This is a genomic window from Epilithonimonas caeni DSM 17710 (assembly GCF_000426465.1).
Classification (GTDB): domain Bacteria; phylum Bacteroidota; class Bacteroidia; order Flavobacteriales; family Weeksellaceae; genus Epilithonimonas; species Epilithonimonas caeni.
Genome location: NZ_AUFK01000020.1, coordinates 127978 through 143510 on the forward strand (window position 1 = coordinate 127978; position 15533 = coordinate 143510).

A 15533-nucleotide genomic window follows, 5' to 3' on the forward strand; every position below is an offset into this window, starting at 1 on the left:
GTTTATTGTTGATTAAGTATTTGAAGCATCCTGCCGACTTCAATATCCATTCTCGAAAAGGCAAACCATTTTTTGCCCAGGTCTTTCAGTGATGCCCCGATGTGGTAGAGTTCCGCATTATCAATAATCAAAAAGCGGTCGTGGGCATCGGAAAAAAGCTCTATATCTATTGGGGGATATTGGCTGTTGTAGCGTTGTACATCCAACCGTAACTGGTTGCTGATGCTTTTGGTAAGGATAGTAGCGGTTACATTGTCTTTGCGTTTACCCAGTAAGGTAAGCACGGTATCATCCACATAATTATCAAGCAGGATAATGGAGCTTCCGGCACTGCGGACAATATCGGAAACAAAGGCATAGGCATCAAAAACCTGCCCGTTGTAGAAGATACCTTTTTCGCTGTGCAGCTTGTCGCTTTCCAGAGCCTTAAAAATCTCTTCAAATTTTTGGTCGGCTTCCAGTTGCTTCAATTCGATATTATCCAAACGATGAAACAAAGAAGCATTGCTGATGAGCATACGCCGCATTTCTACAAAGGCTTCCATTATCTCAACGCTCACTTTAACGGCTATATCCGAACGGAGTATCGCAGAAGCCATTGCCACGCCCTGTTCAGTAAAAACGTAGGGCAAATAACGTCTGCCGCCGTAATTTAAACTTGAGGTTCCAATTTGGAACCTCAAGTTTTCAACTTCCGCTTCGGTCAGTTGAAAGCAAAACGAAGCAGGAAAACGCTCGTTATTCCGTTTTACCGCTTTGTTCAGGTTCTTTGTTTCTACCTGATATAAGACAGCGAGGTCGCTGTCCAACATTACCTGTTTACCCCGGATGGTATGTATCAGGTTCCTGATTTCTTTAGGTACGATTGACGGCTTATTTTCCATTGCGCTTATTGCTTTTGTTTTTCTCAAACTCAAAGGAGCTTTCCGCATTTTCTTTCAGGACGATGTAAGCATCGAATTTCTTTCCGGCTTTGCTTGTCATTCCTTTGATTAAAGCCGTTTTGCCTTTAGTAACAAGGCTTGTAATATTGGCGATGCTGATTTGCGCACCGCAAACGGTACGGAACTGCACCCAGTTACACCCCTCATCAGGGCATTTCACAATCTTATCACGGATAATGAGTTGCTGACTTTTACATTTCGGACAAGTTAGTTTCGGCTGATTGGTATTGGCAATGGAGGTTTGCAGCAGTTCGTCGGTAATGGATTTCGCATAGGTTTCCATTTCCTGTTGGAACGTTCCGGCATCGGCTTCGCTGTTTTCGATTTTCTGCAATGCCAGTTCCCATTCGGCGGTCATTGCCACATCTGCAATCTTACGTTCTTTAACCAGTTCATACACCTGCAAACCTTTTTCCGTAGGAACTAAGGAACGCTTATCCCGTTGGATATAATTGCGGGTAAACAGGGTTTCGATAATGGCGGCTCTTGTAGCCGGAGTACCGATACCGATATTTTTCAGGGCTTTGCGTTCTTCCTCGTTTTCGATTTCCTTTCCGGCGGTTTCCATAGCCGACAAAAGCCCGGCTTCGGTATAAAGCACTGGCGGTTTGGTCTGCTTTTCCAAAAAGATAGCTTCCTTTATTTTGAGTTCGTCGCCTTTGTGCAGTTCGGGTAATTCCTGCACTGGCTCTTCGCCGTCCTCGGTAAAGCTGCCTTTGATGGAACGCCAACCCGCTTCCTGGATTTTACAGCCTTTTGCCGCAAAATCATAGTGCATTACCTGTAACGTTACGTCGGTTATTTCTTTTACACAGGCTTGTGATAGGGCTTCGAGCAGGCGAAGCGCAATCATATTGTAAATCTTGTCTTCGTCGGCATTCAATACTGACGGCACTTTGTCGGTAATCAATAAACCGTGATGGTCCGTTACACGGAGGTCATTCACGATGCGTTTATTGAACCGCCCCCATTTGATTTTGCTAAGGGCTTGCTTGCAGTCTTCCCGGTTCTGCAATGCCCGCACAAGATTGGGAATTTCTGCCCACATATCTTCGGGTATGTATTTGCTCCCGGTACGTGGGTACGTGATAAATTTCTTTTCGTACAGGCTTTGCGCAATATTCAGCGTTGCTTCAGCAGAGAGCTTTAGCCTTTTATTGGCTTCCTTTTGCAAACCTGTCAAATCGAAAAGCAAGGGCGGTTGTTCGGTAACGCTTTTGGTTTCTACCGAAGTAACGGTTGCGGTTCCGCTTCGCTGAATAGCTTTCAGGGTATCATCAGCAAACTGCTTTTCATCCCACTTGGTAGCGGAAATGCTTTTGAAGTCAACCTGTGCTTTGTTGTGCAGTAATTGTACCTGCCAGTATTTCTTAACCGTGAAATTCTTATTGTCGAGGTAGCGTTTGCATATCAACGCCAGTGTAGGCGTTTGCACTCTTCCGAGCGAATAAATACCGTTGCCTGCGGCGATGCTCAATGCCTGCGTAGCATTGATGCCTACGAGCCAGTCGGCACGGCTCCTGCCTTGTGCAGCCAGGTACAAGCCGTCAAATGCTTTTCCGTCTTTTAGGTTATCAAAGCCCTGCTTCATTGCCTTTTCGGTCAGCGAGCTAATCCAAAGGCGTTCAAAGGGCTTGTTGCATTTCAGGTATTCATAAATGTACCGAAATATCAATTCGCCCTCACGTCCTGCATCGGTTGCAACAATGATGCTGTTGCTTTGCTTAAAAAGCTGTTCAATGACTTTCAGTTGCTTTACTGCGCCTGCATCGGCGGTATAGCCTTTGTCTTTTTTGACCTTGCGAACGGTCAATAAAAACGGGTTGGGCAATATCGGTAAAGCGGCTTTATCAAATCCCGAAATGCCATAGTCTTCGGGCATTCCCAGTCCGATTAAATGACCGAATGCCCACGTAACAAAATAGCCGTTACCTGTCAGGTAGCCGTCCTTTTTTTCAGATGCCCCCAACAAGCCGGCTATCTCTCTTGCTACGCTTGGTTTTTCTGCAATGATTGTTTTCATACTGTATTACATTTTTCTGCCTTTGGATTTTGCAGGGTTTTGTTGCTTGTCCTGCTGTTCCTGCTGCTTATTATTTTTCGGTGTTTGCTGCCCGGATTTCAAAGGCTCCTGCACATTTTTGGTCGCTTCGTTGGTTTTGCCCTCTGAATTGACGGCGGTTTGTGTTTTATGGGCTTCGGCAGTTTCTACCCGTGCTTTATACTGACCGGGAAACTCAAATTTTGTCTTTCCGGTATCTTTGTCGAAAGTGATATAACCCTTATACGGTTGGTCTTTTTTATCTTTCAGTTCTACATAGATAGTTTGCCCGGCTTTGAACTTGTCATACTGCTCATTTTCCAGTTCTTTGCCCCTGAAAGTTTTCGGGGCTTCCTGGGGTTGGCTTTGCTGATTGGTCTGCTGATTGCCTTGTTGGGTGTTTTGCGCCTGCTGATTGCCATTGGTTCTGTCAAACAGAAACTCCACAAATCGTTTGTCCGCATTAAACTGAACCGTTGCAGAAAATTCCTTTCCTTTGGCAGAAGTCATACCCTCCAGATAAAGCGGCTTTCCCTCCATTAAGGTTTGCTTTTGCTCATCATTCAGTTTTACGCCTTTTATTTCATCGGGTATTTTGATGAAATCTGTACGCAATGCGGTAATGTCGTTGGTCAGCCTGTCGATACTGATAATGGACGGCATCAGTTCACCTGTTTTGGTATTGACCAAATTAACCACACGCCCCATATTGCCCGTTTCGAGCAGGTTTTTCTTATCCTCGTCCGTAAACTTGTGTCCGAACAATTCTAAATGCAGGGCAGGTTCTTTTTTGATACCGTGCATCGCCACGATAACATTGCCGTCCTGGTCTTGCTGTAAAGACAGGCGGGCATCGGTACGGAGAATAGAACCGCCGAGGTTAACGCCTATCGGTACAAGCTCATTGGTTTTGTAGCCTCGTAGCAAAGGGTCGAGCAGGTTTCTTTTTTCAAGATACTCCTTGCTTAGTCCGAGGTTTTTCATTGTGTCCCAATCAATCTGCTCCGGCTTGTAACGATATTCCGTTGCTTCCGTTGTGGTTTGTGCTGTTTCCATATTATTTTGATTTTCTTGTTTTTTATCAGGTTGTGTTTGCGCTTTCACTTCGTGCTCTTTCATCACTTTTTCACCCTCCGGTGTGGGCTTATCTACCTGCTTCTGCAATTCCTGCGCTTTTTCTATGGCGATGGGTGCAGGTACTTTGAAAAATGAAAAATTGGTGGGGTTCTTTAATTGGCTGAAAAAATTGGAGAAAAAGTTGGAAAAGAAATCTCCGCTTTTATCCACACGCATAAACTGGTTTTGATTTTTCTTCGTGGGGTCAACGGTTTCCATTTTCCCGTTTTCGTCGATACTCTTTACTGCCTGGATTTTCATTTTCTCTTTATCCAGTACGAGTAATATGTCCGAAAGCTGTTCGGGCATATCTTGTTTATTAGTTGTTTCTTCGCTCATAATCTGAAAATTTTAAAAATTCACTGTCGAATGTAAAGGAAGCCCGCACCGCATTGCACTATATGGCAGTCAGAGGCAGTGTTTGTCACTTATTGGCATCCAGTTTGGGCAAAGGCGGGTTAAAACTTTCCCTGATGAACTGGTGCACATCGGACAGCTTGTAATACAGTTTTCCACTGATAGTATAGTAAGGGAGCTTGCCGATGGAGCGATACCGTTGCAGGGAGCGGTTGCTGATTTTCAGCATTTGCAATAAGTCCTGATTGTCCAGTAATTCTTCTCCGTCTATGCTGTTGCGTTTCTTTTGTAAATCGTCTATGTGGTTGCCAAGAATGTCGAGCCTGTCCATTATGCGTTCCATCCACGCCACAAATTCCATTTTGTCGATGTTCATACCTTATACTTTTACTTATTACCTGATTTTAGCTTTCTGCCTTTTTCGATGTAGCTTTTTCCTTGCGCCATAAGCTGCTCCACGTATTCATCGGTGGTCTGCACGGCATTGGCGTTCAACATTTCCTTGATTGCGCCAATCGTATAGTAATACTGCCCGTACATTTTTGAAAAGGCTATCTGACCGTTGGTGCGCATACGCCACAATGTTTTTTCGCTGATGTGGAGGTACTGGCAGACTTCGTGATTGTTAAGCCACAAACTATCGTAGCTTGTATCTTCCAGTTTGAGGATGTATTCGCTGATGGCTTTCAACCGTTCGTTGAGGTGCTTCCACACTTCTTCGTCAACTGTTATAATATTCATAGCAATGATGTTAAATATTCACAGGACAAAATTCAGAAGTGTGGCAGTGTTTGTCTGCCAATGCTTACCAATTGAAAAAGCGGTTTTTTGAAAATTTTACAATTTGCCGGAAAACCTTATTAAATAAGGGTTTGAGCAGATTTGCCGATTTTCGGGGCAGGAAAATATGCCCGTTTGCCCATTGGCATATATGGGTAAGCGCAGGTACAAAAAAAGCAATACGGGAGGCGTATTGCTTTCAAATTCTTTGTTGACGGGTTGTTTATAAGTCCTTATCCATATATTCTTCCAATGACTGCTTCAACTGGTCTAAAAATAAGGTGCGGGAGCCTGCCCGGGTTTTCATCCGGTGGAATGCGTGGTGCACATCGGTCAGTGGCATGCGGAATAAGACCTGCGAAATGGCTGTGAGCTTTCTGATGCCGACTTTACCGCCTGAAATTGCACCCGAAGCATACAGGGCATACATCAACTCAATCAGGGCGTTTTTACTGTCCGTCCAGGATAGCTCTTTGATATCGTCTGTGTTACTGAAAAAAATATCGGGATTTTCTTCAGGGGTGATTTTAGTTAAAAGATAGGCATATAAAAGGTCATTAGCGATAATACGGGCTACTTTGTAATCATAATAGGTAGAGAATTGCGGGTCAATCTCAAAGACATAGCTACTAAGTCCATCAAGGTAATTTATCTGCCCACGCTTAAAGTATTCATTGTCCTTATCTACCCTGCCCGAACGGTAATATCTGTAAAAATGGGAATTGCAGATATGTTCACTAAATTCAATCTTTAATTCCGTGAGATGGGTAGAGAAATAGTTGTGATACATTTTCCCGTTGTTGACCGGACAGGCAGTTTCTATCCGGTAGAGCTTATTATAATAGATGAGTTTGCCCAGGATTTGCGGCTTGATCATTTTGAAGAACTCAATCTCTTTTTCTTCGTTGACAAATCCTGAACTTAAAACACATTCTTTTGATGAAATCAGTAGCTCCTGAAGAAAGACCGTCATTTGAAAAGCCTCTTCAATTAGCCCCGAGCACGTTACTGAAAATTTCCGTTCCTGCTCCTGAATTTCGGTAACAATAGTTCCTAATGACTTTCTCATAGTAGGGAGGATTATGTTATCAATATCAGTGTACCTTAGCAAATGTTATTAATAAACAGGGAATTAACAGCCAATATGACCCTACAATGGGAAAGATTTTGGTTATTTGTCCTTGTTTTTGCACCATAAAAATCCTTGACTGATCTACTTAGTCGCTCGTAATCAATAAATACTTAAATTTTAATCTTAAATTTGTCTTTGCGTATTTATGCAATAATATGAATTGTGATTTATTGAAATATGAGTACATTATTTATCAAAAATATGGTCTGCAACCGTTGCATTCTCGTAGTTCAGAATGAACTCGACAAGCTCGGCTTAAAAGCTAACAATATAAAACTGGGAGAAATTACCCTTGCGAAAGAATTAACCACTAAAGAGCGTGAAGCATTGGAACATGTTTTAGACCCTTTGGGCTTTGAGGTCATCGACGACAAAAAGAGCCGGATAATTGAAAAGATAAAAAACGTCATTATTGACCTGGTACACCATCAGGACAACGATGCGAAAACCAATCTTTCGGACGTATTGAGCGACCAATTGCACCACGATTACAATTACCTTTCTAACCTGTTTTCCGATATTGAGGGTACGACCATTGAGAAGTATTTTATCGCTCAGAAAGTCGAAAAGGTAAAAGAATTATTGGTTTATGATGAGCTGTCGTTAAGCGAGATTGCCGACCGTATGAATTATTCGAGCGTGGCGTATTTAAGCAACCAGTTCAAGAAAGTAACTGGGCTTACACCAAGCCATTTCAAGCAGATACGTGAGGACAAGCGCAAGCCACTGGATAAGGTTTAAGTAAATCTTACAAATCAAACCCAGAATTTCACAATAGAAGTCCCCTTTATTGTTGCCAACTTTGCATTATGAAAATAAAGCAATCGAGATATGGCAACCAATAAAGAAACAATTTACATCCCATTAGAGGATGTGGAAAGCGAGCACTGTGCATTAATCGTCGAAAAAGGACTGGCACAGGTAAAAGGCGTAGAAACCCACAAAGTAGAGCTAAATAACCGCAGGGCGGCTATTACCGTTAATGATAACGAGGTCGTAGGCGAAGCTGTAAAAGCAATCAAAGATTTAGGCTATGGCGTTCCTACCGTTAAAAAGACTTATCCTGTACTGGGTATGACCTGTGCATCTTGTGCAGGAAGTGCCGAAAGTATGGCAAAATATACTCCGGGCGTAGTTAGTGCCGAAGTGAATTACGGTACAGGAAACCTTAACGTTGAGTTCCTGCCGAATATAACCAGTTCCGAGCAAATCAGGAAAGCGGTACAGGACGGCGGTTACGACCTGTTGCTTGAAGACGAGAACAAGCAGCAGGAAACCTTAGAAGCCATCCACGCCGAAAAATTCAGAAAACTAAAAAACAAAACCATTTGGGCGGTAATCCTATCGCTCCCGGTAGTCATTATTGGTATGTTCTTTATGGATATGCCTTACGGTAATGAAATAATGTGGGCATTTTCCACTCCAGTAGTTTTATGGTTAGGTAAAGACTTTTTCATCAATGCGTGGAAGCAGGCGAAACACCGTTCTGCCAATATGGACACGTTGGTAGCATTGAGTACAGGTATCGCCTATATATTCAGTGTATTCAATATGCTGTTTATGGACTTTTGGCATCAAAGAGGTTTACACGCACACGTGTACTTTGAAGCGGCTGCCGTTATTATCGCATTCATCCTGTTAGGCAAGCTGTTGGAAGAAAAAGCCAAAGGCAATACCTCATCAGCCATTAAAAAGCTGATGGGCTTGCAGCCAAAAACGGTTATCGTGATTGAAGCGGACGGAACGGAAAGACAGAAAGCTATCGAAGATGTAAACGCAGGCGACATTATTTTGGTTAAGCCGGGCGAAAAAATTGCAGTAGATGGCATGGTCGTATCGGGTAACTCGTATGTAGATGAAAGTATGCTAAGCGGCGAACCTGTTCCGGTACTGAAAAAGGAAAACGAAAAGGTATTTGCAGGAACCATCAACCAAAAAGGTAGCTTCCAGTTCAAGGCGGTAAAAGTGGGCAAAGAAACAATGCTTGCCCAAATCATCAAAATGGTGCAGGATGCACAGGGAAGTAAAGCACCCGTACAAAAACTGGTGGATAAAATCGCAGGTATCTTCGTTCCGGTAGTAATGGGTATTGCTGTATTGACCTTTATCCTTTGGTTCTTCTTAGGAGGCGAAAACGGAGTGGTTCAGGGATTGTTAGCCGCAGTTACCGTATTGGTTATTGCTTGTCCTTGTGCTTTAGGTTTGGCAACACCGACCGCTATTATGGTGGGCGTTGGTAAAGGTGCTGAAAACGGCATTCTGATTAAAGATGCGGAAAGTCTGGAACTGGCGAAAAAAGTAAACGCTATCGTGCTGGATAAAACAGGTACGATTACCGAGGGAAGACCCCAGGTTACAGGCATACAATGGCTGAACAATGACGATGCGACCAAAGACGTTTTATTGAGCATCGAAAAGCAATCGGAGCACCCATTGGCGGAAGCCGTTGTAAAACATTTGGAGGGCGTTTCCACCACTGCATTATCAAACTTCGACAGTATTACGGGTAAAGGCGCAAAAGCCGATTACAACAACGATACTTACTATGTTGGTAATAAAAAGCTGTTAGCTGAAAACAACATTACCATTGCCGACCAACTGCAACAGCAGGCGGACGAATGGGGTACACAGTCTAAAACCGTTATATGGTTTGCAAACAGCAAACAGGCTCTTTCGGTAATCGCTATTTCCGATAAAATTAAAGAAACATCGGTAGCAGCTATCAAGGAAATGCAGGATATGGGCATCGACCTGTATATGCTTACCGGAGATAACGAAGCGACTGCCAAAGCCATTGCACAGCAGACAGGCATCGGGCACTACAAAGCCGAAGTATTGCCACAGCACAAAGCCGACTTTGTAAAAGAACTTCAAGCACAGGGCAAAGTGGTAGCGATGGTTGGGGATGGCATTAACGACAGTACCGCACTGGCAACAGCTGATGTAAGTATCGCAATGGGCAAAGGTTCGGATATCGCTATGGATGTGGCGAAAATGACCATCATTTCATCCGACCTTACCAAAATACCGCAGGCGATTAGATTGTCAAAACAGACCGTTGCGACTATCAAGCAAAACCTGTTTTGGGCGTTCATCTACAACCTTATCGGTATTCCAATTGCCGCAGGTATTCTTTATCCGATTAACGGTTTCTTATTGAACCCGATGATTGCAGGAGCAGCAATGGCGTTAAGTAGTGTAAGTGTTGTAAGCAACAGTTTACGCTTAAAATGGAAAAAATAAATTATGGAAAAAGAGCAAGGAAACGACCATTCTCATAGTACGAATAAGAAGACCTTAACGGTTAGTTTGGTCATTATTACGGTCTATATGGCAGTAGAGGTTATAGGTGGGTTAGTAACTAACAGCCTTGCCCTATTAGCCGATGCTGGACATATGTTGAGTGATGCAGTATCACTCTTCATCGCATTGATGGCATTTAAGTTCAGTAGTAAGGTAGCTGACTACGGAAAGACTTATGGTTACAAAAGATTTGAAATACTGGCAGCAGTCATTAACGGCGCAACGCTGATACTGATTTCAGGTTATATCATTTACGAGGCAATAGAACGCTTCCAGAACCCACCGGAAATTCAATCAAGCGGTATGCTGATTGTTGCATTCATTGGACTACTGGTCAATGTGCTTGTAGCTTGGATAATGATGCGGGGGTCTGATGTAAAAGAAAACCTCAATATGCGTGGAGCATACCTGCACGTCCTCAGTGATATGTTAGGGTCGGTTGGTGCTATCATCGCAGCCTTGCTGATTATGTTCTTTGGTTGGGGGTGGGCAGACCCGTTGGCAAGTATCATCGTTTCCATACTGGTTTTACGGAGCGGTTATTTAGTAACTAAATCATCGGTACACGTACTGATGGAGGGTACGCCGGAGAATGTAGAGGTGGAAAAGATGACAGAAAAAATTCTGAAAACAGAGGGTGTCAAAGGGATGCACGACCTTCATATATGGACAATAACAAGTGGTTTGAACGCCCTTACCTGCCATTTGGTCGTAGATGAAAAAATGAAGATTGAAGAAAGTGAAAAATTGCTCCGCAACATCGAGTATACTTTGGAAGATCTGAACATTCACCATGTCACTATCCAGTTGGAAACACCTGCTCACATGCACGATAATTCAATATTATGTAGTGTAAAAGCTGACCCATCAAGTCACGACAACCATAATCATTAATCAAATTCAATAAAATCAAGTTTTAATCTCTAAAAATAAATAAAAATGAAAGTGAACAAATTACTGATAGGTACATTCACCTCTTTAGCCATCTTTCTTACATCTTGTGGTGGCGATACCAAAACAGCAAAGGACGCTCATGTACACACCGATGGTGACGGACATAACCATGCTACAGAACAGGTTGATAAACCCGTTGAAAAAGTAGCACTCAAAGACAGAAATGAAAAAGGCGAACTAATTGATGCAGCAGGACACCTAATTACCGGCTGTCCTGGACATAAAGAAATGGTAGGTTCTCAGGGTGATATGTGTCCTAAGTGTGATTACATGACAATGATACCGATTACTTGGGATATTACTGGGGTTGATACCGTAAGAGTAACGACTTTAGCTGATTATAACCCACCTGCTGACAAGCTAAAAAAATAATGTAGAACTTAGCTTTATTGCGTTTGCTAAGCGGTAGTTTCTGAAAAAGGAGCTGCCGTTTTTTTATGACTTATCCGTAAAAATTACAAATCTTACAAGAAAAATCACACTTTCAAGCTCTTATCCTATAAGTAGATTTGTATATGGTCTAACTTTTATGGAGGGAATTTCCTAATGACAAACAACGATACACAGAATGCGAACCTTGTCCGCAGATCCATTGAAAACATAAGGGCGGTTTTAACGGAGAAGAACATACAGGACGTGAAAATATCCGACATTACATCGGTTGCTAAAATCTCCAGAAGCAAATTTTTCAGCTTCTTTGGTGGAATGAATACGCTGTTGGAACTGGTGTTGACCGAGGAACTGGTCAGGAGCTACGAACAGATTGCTTTGAGCATCAAAAATCAGGAGGAGAAAAAGAACTTAGAGGTAGAATTGAGCCTGCTCCGGATTATCTACATCAGGAAGAACCACATACTCTATAATTACTACAAAGTTTCGGAACTTTTACCGAGCCGATACGACGAATTGAAAGAAGCCCTAACCATTAAGGAACAAAATTTGCAGTCAGATATACTAAAAGAGCACGGCGTGGAACCCAACGGATTAAAATGGAAAAATGCTTTTAGCGTTTACTAAAGTTAACTTAAAAAGAACTAAACCGGGCTTCAAATGTTATAATTTAGTAATCACAAAAATTAAGAGATATGATACAGACAAAATTCCAATCGTGTATAGAAGCCTGCCTTAAATGTGTGGCTATCTGTAACCAATGTGCCATCGCTTGTTTAAACGAAGATGATGTTGCACACGTAAAAAAATGTATCCAGTTAGACCTGGAATGTGCAGCTATTTGCCAGGCGTCAGCAAACGTATTAAGTCTTGACGGTAAATTTAGCAAAGACATTTGCAAACTTTGTGCTGACATTTGCAACGCTTGTGCTGAAGAATGTGAAAAACACGCTGCAATGGGTATGGAGCATTGTAAAGAATGTGCAGAAGCGTGCAGAGCTTGTGCAAAGGCGTGTGAGGAAATGGCAGCGTAATACTGGCATTTTTTTTTGTTTAAAATTCAGAGGGTTCTTGCAACCCTCTTTTTTTGTGCCCTGTCCAATCAGTAAATATCACAAATCAAACACGGAAAAGCGTAATAAGGAAGTGGCCTTATGTGCTGAAATTTGCGCTATCAGATAACATATAAAATCTCAAATAGAAATGAAAAAGTTAGTGTTAGCATTGTCGGTAATCGCATTTACCGCCTGTAACAACAATCAGCAAAAAGAACAGACCACACAGGAGAGCAATCAGCCAGTAACAGAAGAAGCGGTTGCCCCAGCAGAAACAGGGAACGAAAATATAATTACCATTAGCGGTGGCGATGATATGAAGTTCGACAAAACCGAACTGAAAGCCAAAGCAGGCGAAACAGTAAGGCTTATCCTGAAGCATATCGGTAAAGCACCAATTGAGGCAATGGGACACAATGTTGTCATTCTTGCACAGGGTACGGATTTCAACGCCTTTGCCAATGCTGCGATAGATGCTAAGGACAACGGCTACATACCTAAAGGAATGGAAAAAGCCGTTATTGCTAAAACGGATATGATTGGCGGTGGGCAAACCACGGAAATTACCTTTACGGCTCCGGCTAAGGGTTCATATGATTTTCTGTGTTCGTTTCCCGGCCATTACATCTATATGAAAGGCAAATTAATCGTAGAGTAATCCGGCGATTTCAAAATCAGTAAAAATCACAAATCTTACAAGGAATAGCGTAATAGTAACCATCCGTTTAATACGGAAATTTGTATAACAATAAAAATAAGTTCAAAATGAAAAATGTAGAATTAAGCATACCAGATATGCAAAGCGCACACTGCCAGTCAAGAGTAAACGGAGCAATCAAAGATATTGACGGCATTAAAGTTGAAAAATTGGAAGCAGGAAAATTATCTGTTTCGGTTGAAAACGACGAAGTAAAAGAAGAGTTGGTTGAGGCGATTGAAAAAGCAGGCTACAAAGTTGGCGGCGACGGCGATAAGGCTTCAAGTTGTTCAACAGGATGCTGCGGATAAGATTTGGGCAGTCCCGGAGCAAGTACGCCAGTGCTTCTCCGGGATTTTTTACCAAAGCCACTCCAGCGTATGAAACAGTTAATAACCTCGTTCCATAAATAAAAAGCAATGTTACAGAAACAAAATTCAAGCGACTGTTCGGAGATAATGACGAAAGTTTGCAATGTAGCAGACCGGATTATACAGAACCGATTGGACACAGGTACATCTGCACCGTTTGCCGTGCAGCTTACAAAAGAACTGAAAACGGATTATCAGCAGTTGAATAATCTGTTTCTCGTTGAATGCGATATGAGCCTTGAAATTATCTATATCAAGCGCATTATCGAAAAGGTAAAAGAGTTATTGGTGTACACCGAGCAATCGCTATCACAAATCGCAAAATCGTTAGGCTATCAGAAGCCTGCGGAACTATCAGAGCAATTAGCAACTTACACGGGATTAACGTCTGCCCATTTTAAGCAGATACGAAAAAACAAGCTCGAAATCATCAGAAGACAGCAGGAAAAGCAAAACGAACTATAATTGTCAGAACAGCAAACTTTTAAATAGAAGTCTTGATGAAACCTCGCTTTGTGTACAGAAGCAGAGGTTTTCTTTTTATCAGCAATGCAAGACAAGAAACTACCGAGGGATGAAGAAATACACGTGGCGAACACATAAAATTATACAGGAAACCGAAGATACCATTAGTATATACTTTGACACGGAGCAGCAGGCATTTAGCTACCTGCCCGGTCAATACCTTAACATCAGGCTTGCCATAAACGGCGAACAGCTCATACGTTCGTATTCGTTCAGTTCTGTGCCATCTGACGAATTTCCCGCCATTACCATTAAAAGGGTTACGGGCGGAAAGATGAGCAATTACATTTTAGATAATGCCGGACTAATAGAAGCCTGGGAAATAGAAGCCCCCTTTGGCAGCTTTGTTTTGGAAAAGCCCATAGCCGAGCATTCCCAAATTGTTTTGTTGGCGGGTGGTAGCGGTATTTCCCCGTTATACGCAATGCTGAAAAGCGTTGAGAACAGTAACCAAATTCCCTTACTGGTGTACAGCAACAAAACGCCGGAAGAAACCATATTTTGGAATGAACTGGAAACGATGCAGGCAGCACAAAAGCTGAATATTTGTTATTCCTTTACCGCCCCCGATTTTATTTCCACCAAAATCAACCACGTTGCAGGCAGGTTCAATTTGCTTGTATTGCGTTCGGTCATTAAAAGACTGGTTGGCGAGGTTGCGGCAGCCCATTATTACATCTGCGGACCCAATGGGCTGATGGATTTATACCGGGATGCCTTAACGGGTTTGAACATTCCCGAAGACCATATCCATTTGGAATACTTCGACCCGGTTCCGGTGGATGCGGGCGATTTGGAAACGGACGGTACTGTTAAAGATGTGATTGTAAACTATTACGAGGACAATTACGAGAACGACGAAAAGCAAACGTATGAATGTACATCGCTCATTGAGGTACAGCCGAAGCAATCGCTTTTGGATGCGATGAAAGCGCATCATATCAAAGTGGCGAGTTCCTGTAAGAACGGAACCTGCGGGGCTTGTTGGGCGGTGAAAACAGATGGGGAAGTTCGGATGCTCCATAACGGCGCACTAACAGAACAGGATATTGCCGAGGGAATAATTTTGTTGTGCCAAAGCTACCCGATGAATGCGGATGTTTGTGTTACGGTACAGTAATATCCATATAGAAAAAGGGCAAAATTACAGCTTTATAGCTGCTGTTTTGCCCTTGTTGTTTTGTTAGTCTTTTTTAAGTGCCAGTTTGCGGAGCATTGCTGTACTCATACTATCCGTATAAGCCCCGTAAGCTGTAACCAAAATTCCTTTTAAACCGTCTTTCGAGGCAATTCCGTACACCGTTGCCTCATCGCTTGGGTTGCTTTCTCCCTCGTAGCGATAGACCTGTTCGATTTCAAATTCATCAACTGTATATTTGTTGCTGCCGCAGATTAAACAGTTCTCTTCGAGGTTGAAATCCACGTTATAGCCCTCGTTCCGTAGGTTCTGTATCGCTACCAAAACCGTAGCGTATTTGTACGTTACATTTGTCATAGTAATAGTCTTTTAAATTGCTGTTTATCACTCCCGGCTGTCCTGTCAGAAGTCCTCTTTTAGCAGGTCTTTGAGCTTCCGGTGCTGTATGCACAATTCGGCGTACATATTTTTTAGCCTGCTGTTTTCTGCGTTTAAATTTACTAATTCTGCAAGAATATCCATTCCTAAATCCTTGTATTTCTGTTTGAGTTCAAAAATGTTCGTGCCGTAAACGCCGTATTTCTCAAAAAGCTCCAGTCCGCTTTTGCCTGCGTTATAGTCTTTCAGCACCTTTAAAACTTGATGTTCGTTGCTTTTTTTATTCTTCATTTTTATACGGATGTTGTCTGTTACAAAATTCCGTAAGATGAACGGGTGTAGCTATGTACTT

At 42.5% G+C, this 15533-nt stretch carries 18 protein-coding genes; 10 read left to right on the forward strand and 8 right to left on the reverse strand.

Annotated elements, in window-relative coordinates; genetic code table 11:
- Window positions 1-2 precede the first annotated feature (2 nt).
- The 6 genes from K319_RS0114830 to K319_RS0114855 form a co-directional block, all read right to left on the reverse strand.
- On the reverse strand, window positions 3-884 hold the full coding sequence (locus K319_RS0114830) for an ORF6N domain-containing protein (RefSeq protein ID WP_027384302.1): 882 nt from the start codon (window positions 882-884) through the stop codon (window positions 3-5).
- Window positions 874-2967, reverse strand: coding sequence for a type IA DNA topoisomerase (locus K319_RS0114835; protein ID WP_027384303.1), 2094 nt, complete (start codon window positions 2965-2967; stop codon window positions 874-876). Before K319_RS0114835 ends, K319_RS0114830 begins: the two co-directional genes overlap by 11 nt.
- 6 nt (window positions 2968-2973) lie before the next feature.
- Window positions 2974-4440 (reverse strand): DUF3945 domain-containing protein, encoded by a 1467-nt coding sequence (locus tag K319_RS0114840; RefSeq protein ID WP_027384304.1) that lies wholly within the window; start codon window positions 4438-4440, stop codon window positions 2974-2976.
- 85 nt (window positions 4441-4525) lie between these two features.
- A complete protein-coding gene (locus tag K319_RS0114845) occupies window positions 4526-4834 on the reverse strand; it encodes a helix-turn-helix domain-containing protein (protein ID WP_002978404.1) in 309 nt (102 codons plus the stop codon).
- Window positions 4835-4845: 11 nt separating this feature from the next.
- Window positions 4846-5199: a helix-turn-helix domain-containing protein gene (locus K319_RS0114850; protein WP_027384305.1), complete on the reverse strand. Its 354-nt coding sequence runs from the start codon at window positions 5197-5199 to the stop codon at window positions 4846-4848.
- 262 nt (window positions 5200-5461) lie between these two features.
- Complete coding sequence (locus tag K319_RS0114855; RefSeq protein ID WP_027384306.1) at window positions 5462-6307, reverse strand: RteC domain-containing protein; 846 nt, start codon at window positions 6305-6307, stop codon at window positions 5462-5464.
- Between the two features lie 240 nt (window positions 6308-6547).
- Between K319_RS0114855 and K319_RS0114860 the strand changes: the two genes are divergently transcribed.
- The 10 genes from K319_RS0114860 to K319_RS21795 all read left to right on the forward strand — a co-directional run bounded on the left by K319_RS0114860 (window position 6548) and on the right by K319_RS21795 (window position 14785).
- Window positions 6548-7111: a helix-turn-helix domain-containing protein gene (locus K319_RS0114860; protein ID WP_027384307.1), complete on the forward strand. Its 564-nt coding sequence runs from the start codon at window positions 6548-6550 to the stop codon at window positions 7109-7111.
- A gap of 90 nt (window positions 7112-7201) precedes the next feature.
- The gene (locus K319_RS0114865; RefSeq protein ID WP_027384308.1) at window positions 7202-9613 is read left to right on the forward strand and encodes a heavy metal translocating P-type ATPase; all 2412 of its coding nucleotides are present in this window, start codon (window positions 7202-7204) and stop codon (window positions 9611-9613) included.
- Between the two features lie 3 nt (window positions 9614-9616).
- Window positions 9617-10567: a cation diffusion facilitator family transporter gene (locus K319_RS0114870; protein WP_027384309.1), complete on the forward strand. Its 951-nt coding sequence runs from the start codon at window positions 9617-9619 to the stop codon at window positions 10565-10567.
- 45 nt (window positions 10568-10612) lie between these two features.
- Complete coding sequence (locus K319_RS0114875; protein WP_027384310.1) at window positions 10613-10999, forward strand: hypothetical protein; 387 nt, start codon at window positions 10613-10615, stop codon at window positions 10997-10999.
- 174 nt (window positions 11000-11173) lie between these two features.
- A complete protein-coding gene (locus K319_RS0114880; protein ID WP_027384311.1) occupies window positions 11174-11644 on the forward strand; it encodes a hypothetical protein in 471 nt (156 codons plus the stop codon).
- 68 nt (window positions 11645-11712) lie between these two features.
- Window positions 11713-12051: a four-helix bundle copper-binding protein gene (locus K319_RS0114885; protein WP_027384312.1), complete on the forward strand. Its 339-nt coding sequence runs from the start codon at window positions 11713-11715 to the stop codon at window positions 12049-12051.
- A gap of 169 nt (window positions 12052-12220) precedes the next feature.
- Window positions 12221-12730: a plastocyanin/azurin family copper-binding protein gene (locus K319_RS0114890; RefSeq protein WP_027384313.1), complete on the forward strand. Its 510-nt coding sequence runs from the start codon at window positions 12221-12223 to the stop codon at window positions 12728-12730.
- Window positions 12731-12837: 107 nt separating this feature from the next.
- Complete coding sequence (locus K319_RS20555) at window positions 12838-13080, forward strand: heavy-metal-associated domain-containing protein (protein ID WP_051230726.1); 243 nt, start codon at window positions 12838-12840, stop codon at window positions 13078-13080.
- A gap of 108 nt (window positions 13081-13188) precedes the next feature.
- On the forward strand, window positions 13189-13605 hold the full coding sequence (locus K319_RS20560) for a helix-turn-helix domain-containing protein (RefSeq protein ID WP_143095588.1): 417 nt from the start codon (window positions 13189-13191) through the stop codon (window positions 13603-13605).
- A gap of 109 nt (window positions 13606-13714) precedes the next feature.
- Window positions 13715-14785 (forward strand): flavin reductase family protein, encoded by a 1071-nt coding sequence (locus K319_RS21795; protein ID WP_027384314.1) that lies wholly within the window; start codon window positions 13715-13717, stop codon window positions 14783-14785.
- A gap of 63 nt (window positions 14786-14848) precedes the next feature.
- On the opposite strand, the gene K319_RS0114910 is transcribed toward K319_RS21795, so the two are convergent.
- Both K319_RS0114910 and K319_RS0114915 read right to left on the reverse strand, forming a co-directional pair.
- Window positions 14849-15160 carry a hypothetical protein gene (locus K319_RS0114910; protein WP_027384315.1) on the reverse strand — a complete coding sequence of 104 codons (312 nt, stop codon included), beginning with the start codon at window positions 15158-15160 and terminating at the stop codon, window positions 14849-14851.
- Between the two features lie 45 nt (window positions 15161-15205).
- Window positions 15206-15472, reverse strand: coding sequence for a hypothetical protein (locus tag K319_RS0114915; protein WP_027384316.1), 267 nt, complete (start codon window positions 15470-15472; stop codon window positions 15206-15208).
- Window positions 15473-15533: the final 61 nt, after the last annotated feature.

Bases quoted from the DNA above. Each gene is read 5' to 3' on its own strand.
- K319_RS0114830 (WP_027384302.1), bottom strand. From the start codon at position 884: ATGGAAAATAAGCCGTCAATCGTACCTAAAGAAATCAGGAACCTGATA.
- K319_RS0114835 (WP_027384303.1), bottom strand. From the start codon at position 2,967: ATGAAAACAATCATTGCAGAAAAACCAAGCGTAGCAAGAGAGATAGCC.
- K319_RS0114840 (WP_027384304.1), bottom strand. From the start codon at position 4,440: ATGAGCGAAGAAACAACTAATAAACAAGATATGCCCGAACAGCTTTCG.
- K319_RS0114845 (WP_002978404.1), bottom strand. From the start codon at position 4,834: ATGAACATCGACAAAATGGAATTTGTGGCGTGGATGGAACGCATAATG.
- K319_RS0114850 (WP_027384305.1), bottom strand. From the start codon at position 5,199: ATGAATATTATAACAGTTGACGAAGAAGTGTGGAAGCACCTCAACGAA.
- K319_RS0114855 (WP_027384306.1), bottom strand. From the start codon at position 6,307: ATGAGAAAGTCATTAGGAACTATTGTTACCGAAATTCAGGAGCAGGAA.
- K319_RS0114860 (WP_027384307.1), top strand. From the start codon at position 6,548: ATGAGTACATTATTTATCAAAAATATGGTCTGCAACCGTTGCATTCTC.
- K319_RS0114865 (WP_027384308.1), top strand. From the start codon at position 7,202: ATGGCAACCAATAAAGAAACAATTTACATCCCATTAGAGGATGTGGAA.
- K319_RS0114870 (WP_027384309.1), top strand. From the start codon at position 9,617: ATGGAAAAAGAGCAAGGAAACGACCATTCTCATAGTACGAATAAGAAG.
- K319_RS0114875 (WP_027384310.1), top strand. From the start codon at position 10,613: ATGAAAGTGAACAAATTACTGATAGGTACATTCACCTCTTTAGCCATC.
- K319_RS0114880 (WP_027384311.1), top strand. From the start codon at position 11,174: ATGACAAACAACGATACACAGAATGCGAACCTTGTCCGCAGATCCATT.
- K319_RS0114885 (WP_027384312.1), top strand. From the start codon at position 11,713: ATGATACAGACAAAATTCCAATCGTGTATAGAAGCCTGCCTTAAATGT.
- K319_RS0114890 (WP_027384313.1), top strand. From the start codon at position 12,221: ATGAAAAAGTTAGTGTTAGCATTGTCGGTAATCGCATTTACCGCCTGT.
- K319_RS20555 (WP_051230726.1), top strand. From the start codon at position 12,838: ATGAAAAATGTAGAATTAAGCATACCAGATATGCAAAGCGCACACTGC.
- K319_RS20560 (WP_143095588.1), top strand. From the start codon at position 13,189: ATGTTACAGAAACAAAATTCAAGCGACTGTTCGGAGATAATGACGAAA.
- K319_RS21795 (WP_027384314.1), top strand. From the start codon at position 13,715: ATGAAGAAATACACGTGGCGAACACATAAAATTATACAGGAAACCGAA.
- K319_RS0114910 (WP_027384315.1), bottom strand. From the start codon at position 15,160: ATGACAAATGTAACGTACAAATACGCTACGGTTTTGGTAGCGATACAG.
- K319_RS0114915 (WP_027384316.1), bottom strand. From the start codon at position 15,472: ATGAAGAATAAAAAAAGCAACGAACATCAAGTTTTAAAGGTGCTGAAA.